Origin of the sequence: Vibrio sp. 10N.222.55.C7 (assembly GCF_041473335.1) — a bacterium.
Classification (GTDB): domain Bacteria; phylum Pseudomonadota; class Gammaproteobacteria; order Enterobacterales; family Vibrionaceae; genus Vibrio; species Vibrio crassostreae_C.
This window is the reverse complement of the sequence record NZ_JBFRSC010000004.1, coordinates 18,259-30,064: the sequence shown is the minus strand read 5'-3', so window position 1 is coordinate 30,064 and position 11,806 is coordinate 18,259. Positions and strand designations below refer to the sequence as shown.

Annotated in this window: 11 protein-coding genes; 8 read left to right on the top strand and 3 right to left on the bottom strand. The window is 44.9% G+C overall.

Annotated features, from left to right (window positions below):
• Positions 1-11: 11 nt before the first annotated feature.
• The 3 genes from aceE to ampD all read right to left on the bottom strand — a co-directional run bounded on the left by aceE (position 12) and on the right by ampD (position 4,582).
• Positions 12-2,675, bottom strand: a complete 2,664-nt coding sequence (gene aceE / locus AB4482_RS00905; RefSeq protein ID WP_017059442.1) for a pyruvate dehydrogenase (acetyl-transferring), homodimeric type — start codon at positions 2,673-2,675, stop codon at positions 12-14.
• 62 nt (positions 2,676-2,737) lie between these two features.
• Positions 2,738-3,499, bottom strand: a complete 762-nt coding sequence (gene pdhR, locus AB4482_RS00900; RefSeq protein WP_065584924.1) for a pyruvate dehydrogenase complex transcriptional repressor PdhR — start codon at positions 3,497-3,499, stop codon at positions 2,738-2,740.
• Positions 3,500-3,982: 483 nt separating this feature from the next.
• Positions 3,983-4,582: a 1,6-anhydro-N-acetylmuramyl-L-alanine amidase AmpD gene (ampD, locus tag AB4482_RS00895; protein WP_017059444.1), complete on the bottom strand. Its 600-nt coding sequence runs from the start codon at positions 4,580-4,582 to the stop codon at positions 3,983-3,985.
• Positions 4,583-4,665: 83 nt separating this feature from the next.
• On the opposite strand from ampD, the gene nadC reads away from it, so the two are divergent.
• The 8 genes from nadC (at position 4,666) to yacG (ending at position 11,787) form a co-directional block, all read left to right on the top strand.
• Positions 4,666-5,556, top strand: a complete 891-nt coding sequence (gene nadC / locus AB4482_RS00890) for a carboxylating nicotinate-nucleotide diphosphorylase (protein WP_016790034.1) — start codon at positions 4,666-4,668, stop codon at positions 5,554-5,556.
• A 253-nt stretch (positions 5,557-5,809) separates the two neighbouring features.
• Entirely contained in the window at positions 5,810-6,259 is a 450-nt protein-coding gene (locus tag AB4482_RS00885) for a prepilin-type N-terminal cleavage/methylation domain-containing protein (protein ID WP_108117542.1), read from the top strand.
• The gene (gene pilB / locus AB4482_RS00880; protein WP_372128457.1) at positions 6,259-7,944 is read left to right on the top strand and encodes a type IV-A pilus assembly ATPase PilB; all 1,686 of its coding nucleotides are present in this window, start codon (positions 6,259-6,261) and stop codon (positions 7,942-7,944) included. The genes AB4482_RS00885 and pilB overlap by 1 nt, the downstream gene beginning before the upstream one ends.
• A gap of 15 nt (positions 7,945-7,959) precedes the next feature.
• Positions 7,960-9,189: a type II secretion system F family protein gene (locus AB4482_RS00875; RefSeq protein WP_372128456.1), complete on the top strand. Its 1,230-nt coding sequence runs from the start codon at positions 7,960-7,962 to the stop codon at positions 9,187-9,189.
• A gap of 65 nt (positions 9,190-9,254) precedes the next feature.
• Positions 9,255-10,124, top strand: a complete 870-nt coding sequence (locus tag AB4482_RS00870) for an A24 family peptidase (RefSeq protein WP_017065897.1) — start codon at positions 9,255-9,257, stop codon at positions 10,122-10,124.
• A 2-nt stretch (positions 10,125-10,126) separates the two neighbouring features.
• On the top strand, positions 10,127-10,741 hold the full coding sequence (gene coaE / locus AB4482_RS00865) for a dephospho-CoA kinase (protein ID WP_048612337.1): 615 nt from the start codon (positions 10,127-10,129) through the stop codon (positions 10,739-10,741).
• Positions 10,742-10,767: 26 nt separating this feature from the next.
• Positions 10,768-11,508 carry a cell division protein ZapD gene (gene zapD / locus AB4482_RS00860; protein ID WP_017063237.1) on the top strand — a complete coding sequence of 247 codons (741 nt, stop codon included), beginning with the start codon at positions 10,768-10,770 and terminating at the stop codon, positions 11,506-11,508.
• Positions 11,509-11,589: 81 nt separating this feature from the next.
• Complete coding sequence (gene yacG / locus AB4482_RS00855) at positions 11,590-11,787, top strand: DNA gyrase inhibitor YacG (RefSeq protein ID WP_372180395.1); 198 nt, start codon at positions 11,590-11,592, stop codon at positions 11,785-11,787.
• The last annotated feature ends 19 nt before the right edge of the window (positions 11,788-11,806 follow it).

The following is an 11,806-nucleotide window of genomic DNA, read 5'->3' as shown; positions in this document are numbered from 1 at the left end:
TAATGCCAGTCTTATGCGTATTGCGGGTTAGTTTTTTCAGTGTCGATATCGAACTTAGCAATTGCTTCAACAACTACTGATTTCTCGATGTCACCACGTTTAGCCAGTTCAGTTAGAGCTGCAACTACGATGTAGCCAGCGTTAACTTCGAAGTGACGACGTAGGTTTGCACGGCTGTCAGAGCGGCCGAAACCATCTGTACCAAGTACTTTGTAAGACTCAGTTGGCATGTACGCACGTACTTGCTCAGCGTAGTTCTTCATGTAGTCAGTCACTGCGATTGCAGGTTCTTTACCAAGAACAGTCGTGATGTACGGTACTTTCTCTTCAGCTTCTGGGTGAAGCATGTTGTCACGCTCTACCGCTTGGCCGTCACGAGTTAGTTCGTTGAACGACGTTACTGAGAATACGTCAGATGCTACGCCGTACTCTTCGCTTAGAATTTCAGCCGCTTTACGCGCTTCGTTCATGATAGTACCAGAGCTCATTAGTTGAACTTTGCCCTTAGCACCAGCGTGAGATTCAAGCTTGTAGATACCTTTACGGATGCCTTCTTCAGCGCCTTCTGGCATTGCTGGCATTGCGTAGTTCTCGTTCATTACTGTTAGGTAGTAGTAAACGTTCTCTTGCTCAGGACCGTACATGCGACGGATACCGTCTTGCATGATTACCGCTAGCTCGTAAGCGAACGTTGGGTCGTAAGAGATACAGTTAGGGATAGTGTTCGCTTGGATGTGCGAGTGACCATCTTCGTGCTGTAGACCTTCACCGTTCAGTGTTGTACGACCTGCAGTAGCACCTAGTAGGAAGCCACGAGCTTGTTGGTCGCCTGCTAGCCATGCCATGTCACCAATACGTTGGAAACCGAACATTGAGTAGTAGATGTAGAACGGGATCATCGGTAGATCGTTTGTGCTGTATGAAGTTGCAGCAGCAACCCATGAAGCCATAGAACCTAGTTCGTTGATACCTTCTTGAAGAACTTGACCAGACGTTGCTTCTTTGTAGTAAGAAACGATGCCTTTATCTTCAGGTGTGTATTCTTGACCGTGTGGGTTGTAGATACCAACCTGACGGAATAGACCTTCCATACCAAATGTACGAGCTTCATCACAGATGATAGGAACGATGTTCTTACCAATGTTCTTATCTTTAAGAAGGATGTTTAGCGTACGTACATAAGCCATAGTTGTAGAGATATCACGCTTCTGTTCACCTAGTAGAGGTGCGAATGCGTCTAGCTCAGGAACCTTGAACTCTTGAGTAAACTTAGGAAGACGTGCAGGTGTGTAACCGTGTAGAGCGTTACGACGAGCGTGCATGTATTCGTACTCAGGCGTACCTTCTTCCAGTTTCAGGTAAGGAAGTTCAGCGATCTTCTCATCTGAAAGGATGTCTTCTAGGCCTAGGCGATCACGTAGGTGTTGAACATGAGTCATGTCCATTTTCTTAACACCGTGTGCAATGTTCTTACCTTCAGCTGCATCACCCATGCCGTAACCTTTAACAGTCTTAGCTAGGATTACAGTTGGCTTGCCGTTTGTCTCTTTTGCATTGTTGAATGCAGCAAACAGTTTAGAAGAATCGTGACCACCACGCTTAAGAGCGAAGATTTCGTCATCAGTCATGTCTGCAACTAGTGCAGCTGTTTCTGGGTACTTACCAAAGAAGTGCTCACGTACGTATGCGCCATCTTTAGATTTGAATGTTTGGTAGTCACCATCGATAGTTTCATTCATTAGTTGAAGAAGCTTACCAGTAGTGTCTTTAGCTAGTAGAGAATCCCAGTTGCTACCCCAGATAACTTTAACAACGTTCCAACCTGCGCCTTTGAATAGGCCTTCAAGTTCTTGGATGATGCTACCGTTACCCATTACAGGGCCGTCTAGACGCTGTAGGTTACAGTTGATTAGGAAACATAGGTTGTCTAGCTTCTCACGCGCAGCGAAAGAGATAGCACCACGTGATTCTGGCTCATCCATCTCACCGTCACCTAGGAACGCGTATACGCGTTGCGCTGAAGTTTCTTTCAGGCCACGGCCGTCAAGGTACTTAAGGAAGCGCGCTTGGTAGATAGCAGAGATAGGGCCAAGACCCATAGATACTGTCGGGAACTGCCAGAACTCAGGCATCAGTTTCGGGTGCGGGTAAGAAGGGATACCTTTACCATCAACTTCTTGACGGAAGTTATCTAGCTGTTCTTCAGTTAGACGACCTTCAACGAATGCACGAGAGTAGATACCAGGAGAGATGTGACCTTGGTAGTAAACTAGATCGCCACCGTCTGTCTCGTTTGGAGCACGGAAGAAGTGGTTGAAACATACTTCGTAGAACGCTGCTGCTGACTGGTAAGAAGCCATGTGACCACCAAGGTCTAGGTCTTTCTTAGAAGCACGCAATACGATCATGATTGCGTTCCAGCGAATAATCGAACGAATACGACGCTCAAGAGTTACGTCACCAGGGTAAGCTGGCTCTTGTGCTGCTGGAATTGTGTTGATGTAGTTTGTGTTGATGCCTGTAGCCATATCAACACCATCTAAACGCGCTTTATCTAGAACTTGTTCTAGTAAAAACTGTGCACGTTCTACACCTTCTTCACGTACTACTGACTCAAGAGCTTCTAACCAATCTTGAGTTTCCAGAGCATCAACGTCATGCTTCATGTCAGACATGGCGATCTATCCTTTTTGTTAGTTGGATTCTACTAAACACGTAAATAGCCGAAGTATTACGGCTATTTACCCTGTTGAATTCGACGTAAAGAACGTTCGCGGCGCGACTCTTCTTTGGTCAAATCCATCAATGTTTCTTCGATGTAAGCTAAATGAGAGTGTGACATTTCACGTGCCTGTTCTGGCTGTCCTGAAACGATCGCATCCACAATGTTAGCTCGATGTATACTCACTTTCTCCACAACGTCTTTACGACGATGCAACAGCTTTAAATTTTCTAAGACGTTTTGTTCGAGTAACGGAGCCAAACTACGAACAATGTGCAATAACACCACATTGTGCGCTGCCTCTGTTAAAGCAATAAGAAAAGCCATCACCGCTGCAGATTCGGCTTCAATATCAACCTTATCTTGCGCACCGCGAATTTTTTCTTGGCATGCTTGAATTCGAGCAAAGTCTTCATCAGTTCCACGCAATGCCGCGAAGTAAGCCGAAATCCCTTCCATCGCATGACGCGATTCCAACAAGTCTAGTTGGGTTTCAGAATGGGACGACAACAAATTAAGCAAAGGATCTGAAAAGCTTTTCCAGATATTTTCGCTAACAAACGTACCTCCACCTTGACGGCGAGTAAGCAAGCGTTTTGCTTCTAAACGTTGTATCGCTTCTCGGATCGAAGGACGAGACACATCGAACTGTTTCGCCAGTTCGCGCTCAGGCGGCAGCTGCTGCCCTGGAGCCAGTGTTCCTTCCACTATCAACCTTTCTAACTCTTGTTCGATAACATCGGAGAGTTTTGGCTGACGAATCCTTTGATAAGCCATAGTTTGTTGTTCTTCTTTTTCTTCGCTGACAATTGGTAATACCAATTTTAAGTTGGGCAGAAATTAACATAATTAAAACGCCACTGTCCAGCCTAAAATTGACCTGCATCATAGAATACAGCGTGAATTAACCATGATTTAACAAATGAAATTTAAAACAGCAACCAAATTGGTCTTACCATTTACAGGGGTAATACTTTTGGGGAGTGTTCGTGCTAGAAAGTTTCAGGATAAAAATGAATTGTTTCAGAAAGATTAGTGTCACTCGTTTAAAAATCGAACCAAGCGCACATTTAGGGTGGAAATTCTGTTCATAAGTTTTAATAAATGAGTGTTTGATAAGTTCGTCACACTCTCAATTAATTGATGCGCTTCTCTCCACCACTTTCTTTACATCGCAACAACAAAAATTCACAAGTCATTATGCCAGGCGTTGACTATTCAACGCCCACCAGCGGTAAGCCCATCGTCAAAAACTGAGGCTTAAGCTTTGAGATTTTTTTTAAACTTCTGCCAATCAAACACCAAGCCAGGGTCAGTTTTACGCAAAGGCGCTATATATTGATGGCCAGTGATACGCTCACTGGTGATTTGAGGAAACGTCGATACGAGCGTTTCTGTTAATTGGCTAAGCGCTTGATACTGCTGCTCGCTATAAGCTACAAAGTCACTACCTTCCAGTTCAATACCAATAGAGTAATCATTGCACCTTTCACGCCCTGCAAAACTCGACTGGCCAGCATGCCAAGCTCGGTCTAAGAAAGAAACGAACTGCACCACTTCCCCATCGCGACGAATCAAACAGTGCGCCGACACGCCCATTTGGTGAATCACCTTAAAAAACGGGTGTTCCTTCGGGTCGAGTTTGCCCGTAAAAAACAGTTCTATGTAAGGCCCACCAAATTGACCCGGAGGCAAGCTAATGTTGTGAACCACCAGCAGAGAGATATCGTCGGCACTCGGTCGAGCATCAAAATACGGAGAAGGAACATGCCGAGCGTTGTCGTACCATCCGTTGGAGCTGATCGTCATCTTGGTCTCACTTTCTTTTCTGCTAGCACAATAAGATGTGACCTTGCCCATAGAGCAGTCGCGCTAGCCTCTTTAATTTGAAGTTAAGCAAGAGTATCATTCCATTCCCACTCCCTTTCAAGATTAGATTTGCGATGAAAAATACACATAACAGCCACCAACGCCTTGACTACTTAAAAGAGCAACTGCCTCTAGAGATCACTCGTGCAGTAGCCGAGACTATCAAAGAAGATCTAGGTGGTACGTTAGATCCAGCGGCTGATATTACGGCAAGTCTAATCCCTGCAGACGCAATCAACAGTGCAACCATCATTACCCGTGAGCACGGCGTGTTCTGCGGTAAAGCTTGGGCTGATGAAGTGTTTAAGCAACTGGGCGGTGAAGTGACTATCGAGTGGAACGTAGAAGATGGCGACAAGGTTGAACCAAACCAAACGCTTTGCACGCTAACAGGCCCAGCACGCGCGCTATTAACGGGTGAGCGCAATGCAATGAACTTCATTCAAACGCTATCTGGTTGTGCGACTACGACCGCTATCTACGCAGACAAAATTAAACACACTGAATGCCGCCTGTTGGATACGCGTAAAACCATCCCTGGCCTACGCAGTGCACTGAAATACGCGGTGGCTTGTGGTGGCGGTTTCAACCACCGTATCGGTGTTTTCGATGCCTACCTAATTAAAGAAAACCACATCATCGCATGTGGCGGTATTGAAAAAGCTATTTCAACAGCAAAAGAGCTAAACCCGGGTAAGCCTGTAGAAGTGGAAACTGAGAGCCTAGAAGAGCTAGAGCAAGCTATCAACGCTGGCGCAGACATCATCATGCTAGACAACTTCACTACGGACATGATGCGTGAAGCAGTTAAGATTAACGCGGGTCGTGCTGCACTAGAAAACTCTGGTAACGTGACACTAGACACCATCGCAGAATTTGCTGAAACGGGTGTTGATTACATCTCGGTAGGTGCACTAACTAAGCACCTGAAAGCAATGGATCTATCAATGAGATTCAAAGCGTAATTGACTGAATAATAAATAATTTCTGTAAAGGTACTGTTAATAACGGTGCCTTTTTTATTGCCTGAATTATCAATATTTCAAGCAGTTATTTAAGCTGATCGCATAATTTTGCCTGCTATATGAAACACTACACCAATAAACACCAAACCACTCGCGACCGCGCCTGAACACCATTCCACTACCCCATCTCAACTTCTATTCTTTCCATCAACCAGTGCTTGCGCTGAAACAAACTAAACAATGGAATAGAACAATGAAAAACAAAAGAACAAGTCAGAAAGGCTTTACGTTAATTGAATTGATGATCGTGGTGGCGATCATTGGAATTTTGTCGGCTTTTGCAGTGCCTGCTTATCAAAACTATACGATGAGAGCTCATGCGAGTGATATGTTAAACGCGTCATCTGCCATGAAAACAGCTGTTGGCCTTTGTCTATCTGATAGCATATCAGCAGCCAGTTGTACTTCCGGTAACAGTGGCGTTCCAGCAAAACAAATATTTACAGGTTTTGAAGTTCTAGCAAAATTAAGTGGTGGGGCCGCTATAGTTGAATCTGCAGTATCAGGCAGTAAAGGATCACTACCTACTTCTGCAAAAGTAACCTTGACTTCAAATAAAGATACTAGCGGAATTAGTTGGACTGTCGAATGTTCAGATACAGATAATAATGTTAATGCCTCTGATTGGTGTCCTGTCAAATAATGCTAACCAACCTCCCCACGGTTCTACGTCAGGCTAATCTACTTAGTCTGACTCAAGAACAAGCCGTTGCGGAACATGTACATGCTTCAGCTGTTTCTACACCTGAAGCTTTACTCGCTCTGAATTTCTTCAGCAGCGATTCCTTAGCAAACAACATTAAAACCATCTTCGGCTTACCGTTAGTACGATTAGCCAATACTGACTACGAATCCCTGTGTGAACAATTAGGACTTCGTGAACTAATTACCAAGTATCGTGCTATTCCAATTTCAGTTTCTAGCTCAACTCTCACACTCGCTTCTGCCGACCCTACGAATTTACAGGCTGAAGATGACTTTCGATTCGCAACCGGATTACAGATTGAATTGGTTGTCGCCAACTACTCCGAATTAGAAGGCGCAATACGCAAGCTGTATGGCCGTTCTATTTCAGGGCAAGATTCGAAACGCAAAGAGATCACCCAAGACGAACTCGCTAATCTCGTTGAGGTGTCTGACGATGAGATAGCGTCGATTGAAGACCTCAGCCAAGACGATTCACCTGTCAGCCGCTTTATCAATCAGATACTGGTTGATGCGGTGCGTAAAGGTGCATCAGATATCCATTTTGAACCTTACGAGGAACACTACCGAGTACGACTGCGTTGTGATGGCATCCTTGTCGAGATCCAACAACCCGCCTCTCACTTAAGTCGTCGTCTATCAGCTCGTTTAAAGATTCTCGCCAAGCTTGATATCGCTGAACGTCGCCTGCCTCAAGACGGTCGTATTAAACTGCGTCTAAATGACGACTTGGCGATAGATATGCGAGTCTCCACATTACCAACCTTGTGGGGTGAGAAAATTGTACTGAGGCTACTCGATAGCAGCGCTGCTAATTTAGATATCGATAAGTTAGGTTATAGCGAAGATCAAAAAGCACTCTACCTTAATGCATTGAAACGCCCACAAGGGATGATCTTAATGACCGGGCCCACAGGCAGCGGAAAAACCGTCTCCCTTTATACTGGCCTTCGAGTGCTCAACACTACTGAACGCAACATCTCAACAGCTGAAGACCCAGTGGAGATTAACCTGTGTGGTATCAATCAAGTACAAGTAACACCTAAGATCGGCTTTGGGTTTGCTGAAGCACTTCGATCATTTTTGCGACAAGATCCTGATGTTGTAATGGTTGGAGAGATCCGCGACTTGGAAACAGCAGAGATCGCGATCAAAGCATCGCAAACGGGTCACTTGGTCCTTTCAACACTGCACACGAACTCCGCCGCAGAAACCGTGACCCGGCTTGCTCATATGGGAATCGAGCCCTTTAACCTCGCTTCATCATTGAGTTTGATTATCGCCCAACGACTGGCAAGGCGGTTGTGTAACCATTGTAAAGAAAGTGACGACTCGCCAGACATATTTCTGCGTCACTCGATTCCTAACAGCCAAACCATCTACAAAGCGAGTCCTCAAGGTTGCAATGAGTGTAACCAGGGTTATTCGGGTCGAGTGGGTATCTATGAAGTGATGCCGTTTAGCGATCAACTGAAAAGCAACCTAATCGACAAACCTAACGCGTTAGCCATTGAAAACTTGGCACGTCGAGAAGGCATGAGAACTCTGCAAGAGTCGGGGCTAGATAAATTGCTTGAAGGCACCACCAGCTATCAAGAACTGCAACGTGTTCTGTACATATAAACTAATGGATCACCAATGAGTAGCAAGTCCAAACAATCACAACTAAAAAGCTATCACTGGAAAGGCATTAATAGTTCCGGCAAGAAAGTGTCTGGGCAGACCTTAGCGCTCACCGAATTGGAAGTACGAGAAAAGCTCAAAGAGCAGCACATTCAGATTAAGAAAATCAAAAAGAAAAGTATTTCAGCCGTCACTCGTTTAACCCATAGAGTCAAAGCCAAAGACATCACTATTTTGACTAGGCAGCTAGCGACCATGCTGGCTACGGGGGTGCCTATCGTGCAAGCCATCAAGTTGGTATCAGACAACCACCGTAAAGCTGAAATGAAATCGATTTTATCGCACATCTGCAAAGGCGTAGAAGCCGGAACGCCAATATCAAAAGCGATGCGAACCGCAAGCCGTCACTTTGATGACCTCTATACTGACTTGGTCGCGACAGGCGAACTTTCCGGTAATCTAGCGCAAGTATTCGAACGCTTGGCAACTTATCGAGAAAAGAGTGAACAGTTAAAGTCTAAGGTTATAAAAGCACTGATCTACCCAGCGATGGTGGTCATTGTTGCACTAACTGTCTCCTACCTAATGCTAACCATGGTCATCCCGGAATTTGAATCGATGTTTTCTGGTTTCGGAGCAGACTTGCCTTGGTTCACTCAACAAGTGCTTTATCTTTCCCATTGGATGCAGGCCTACAGTTTCTATACTGCTATCGGTATTGGTTTATTATTCCTATCCATTCAGCAACTGCGTCAGCGATCTTATTCGATTCGACTTTCAACCAGTCGTCTTGGTTTACGCTTTCCTATCTTGGGTGCTGTCATCACTAAGGCATCAATTGCAAAGTTCAGCCGGACGCTATCAACCAGCTTTAGTTCTGGGATCCCTATCTTAACGAGCCTGAAAACCACGGCGAAAACGGCGGGTAATTTGCATTATGAAGCGGCAATCATCGAGGTTCACCGTGAGACTGCCGCAGGCATGCCGATGTACATTGCAATGCGCAATACCAATGCCTTTCCGGAGATGGTTTTACAGATGGTCATGATTGGTGAAGAGTCAGGAAACCTTGATGATATGCTCAATAAAGTAGCCTCGATTTACGAGTTTGAAGTAGACAACACCGTCGACAATTTAGGCAAGATTCTAGAGCCACTGATCATCGTGTTTTTAGGCACCGTTGTTGGTGGACTTGTGGTTGCGATGTACTTACCGATCTTTAATCTTATGAGTGTGTTAGGATAGTTAAAGCAACTAAACACCCATGAGCAGCAATCTCTGCTCACCTTGATTAAGTGGTAAAGGACACTATGGAAGTATTTCACTACTATCCTTGGCTATTCCCCGTATTAGCTTTCATTTTTAGCCTTCTTATCGGCAGCTTCCTCAACGTAGTCATACACCGTTTACCGATTATGATGGAACGCGAATGGCAACAAGAGTGCTCGGAATATTTCTCTCAATATAAAATTCCAGCGCCAGAGGGAAAGTTCAATCTCAGCATTCCTCGTTCAACCTGCCCGAAATGCAAAACCCAATTAAGAATCGTCGACAATATCCCAGTGTTAAGCTGGTTGCTCTTAAAGGGTAAGTGCCACAGCTGCGCTAATCCAATCAGTGCTCGCTACCCTTTGGTCGAACTGCTTACAGCAATACTTTGCACAATGGTTGCTAGCCACTTTGGTTTCAGTTACTACGCCATTGCTTTGATTCTTTTCACCTTCGCACTGATTACCGCGACCTTTATCGATCTCGATACCATGTTGTTGCCTGATCAAATCACCTTGCCTTTGGTATGGTCCGGTATCGCATTAGCACTGTTTAATATCGGCCCAGTATCGCTGCAAGATTCCGTGGTTGGCGCAATGGCTGGTTACCTCGCTTTATGGTCTGTTTATTGGTTGTTCAAACTGCTAACAGGTAAAGAAGGCATGGGTTACGGTGACTTCAAACTCCTGGCTGCGCTTGGTGCATGGCTTGGTTGGCAACACCTACCGATGATCATCCTTTTATCTTCGCTGGTAGGCCTTGTGTTTGGTTTAATTCAACTTCGCCTGAAACAGCAAGGCATAGATAAAGCCTTTCCATTTGGCCCTTACCTTGCAATTGCGGGTTGGGTAAGCTTGATGTGGGGTAACGACATCATGGGTTGGTATTTCACTTCTGTACTAGGAATTTAACCATGGCAATCATTATCGGATTAAGCGGCGGTATCGCCAGTGGCAAAACCACGGTCGCTAACCTGTTCAATGAGCATTTTAATATTGATATTGTTGATGCTGATATCGTGGCACGTGAAGTGGTTGCGCTGGGCAGTGACGGTTTAAAACAGATTACAGAACACTTTGGTGAGTCTATCTTGCTTGAAGATGGAACTCTCAACCGAAGTCGACTGCGTGAGCTGATCTTCTCTGATCCTAAAGAGAAGCAGTGGCTCAATGATCTTCTTCATCCCATGATCCGTGACAAAATTGACAGTGACCTGTCTAAAATCACATCCCCGTATGGTTTATTAGTTGCACCGCTATTGGTGGAAAACCAAATGCAAGGCATGGCCGATCGCGTATTAATTGTTGATGTGCCAGCAGAAGTTCAAATAGAACGTACGATGAGTCGTGACAATGTTTCTAGGGAACAAGTTGCATCAATTTTAAAATCACAGGCTTCAAGAGAACAACGCTTAGCAGTTGCAGATGACGTGATTAAAAACCATACTAAAAACCAAGAACTTTTGCCTCAAATCACAGATTTACATCAAAAGTATCTGGCAATCAGTGCTGTAGATGGGTCAGAATAGAACAATGTTGAATGAAGGTTTGCTCGATGATCACCCATAAATTTGAACATCCTCTAAATGAGAAAACACGCATCTACTTAAGAGTCGAATCACTCTTGAGGCAGCTACACTTGTCTTCTACATTTTCTGATGCTCAACAGTATCAACTCTTTTTCCGTTCCATCTTTGATCTGATTGAAATCTTCGAACAGATCCAACTCAAGAGCGAACTGGCAAAAGATATTGAGAAGCAACGTGTAACCTACAAAAGCTGGTTGGATGTTGAAGGTGTCGATCAAGAGATGCTGACATCACTACTTAATGACATTGGTAACATCTATCGTGATCTGATGCAGGCAGAACGTTTTGGCCAATCACTTAAAGAAGACCGCTTCCTGAGTGCGATTCGCCAGCGCTTTAATCTTCCAGGTGGCTCATGCTGCTTTGATTTACCGGCACTGCATTATTGGCTGCACCTTCCTCTTGATAAGAGAATGCGAGATGCTAAAGCTTGGATGGACAGCTTACAGCCTCTGTATGAAGCGCTAACACTGTGGTTGAAGCTCACCAGAGAAACGGGTCACTTCAAAGAGCAAATCGCTCGTGCTGGCTTCTTCCAGAGCGATGCAGATGAAGCGAATATCCTTCGTCTTTCTATTCCGATGCAATACGGTGCCTACCCGATGATCTCCGGTCACAAGAACCGCTTTGCTGTTAAGTTCATGAGCTTTGAAACTGGGCAAGCCTGTACTCAAGACATCGAATTTGAATTGGCAATCTGCACCTAATTAATTTCCTTTTATAGTTTGGCTTGAGTCCTCACTCGAGCCTAAACTCACTATTATTACACCTTCAAATTAAGAATCACTATGTCGAAGAAAATCACCATCGTTAAATGCCCTCAATGTAATGCTGACGTTGAATGGGGCGAACAAAGCCCGCACCCCCCGTTTTGCAGCAAGCAATGTCAGATGATTGATTTCGGTGAATGGGCAGACGAAGAGAACAGCATCGCTGGCGCACCAGATATGTCAGATAGCGATGGTTGGTCGGAAGATCCGTACTAAGCGAGTAGCGAGTAGCGAG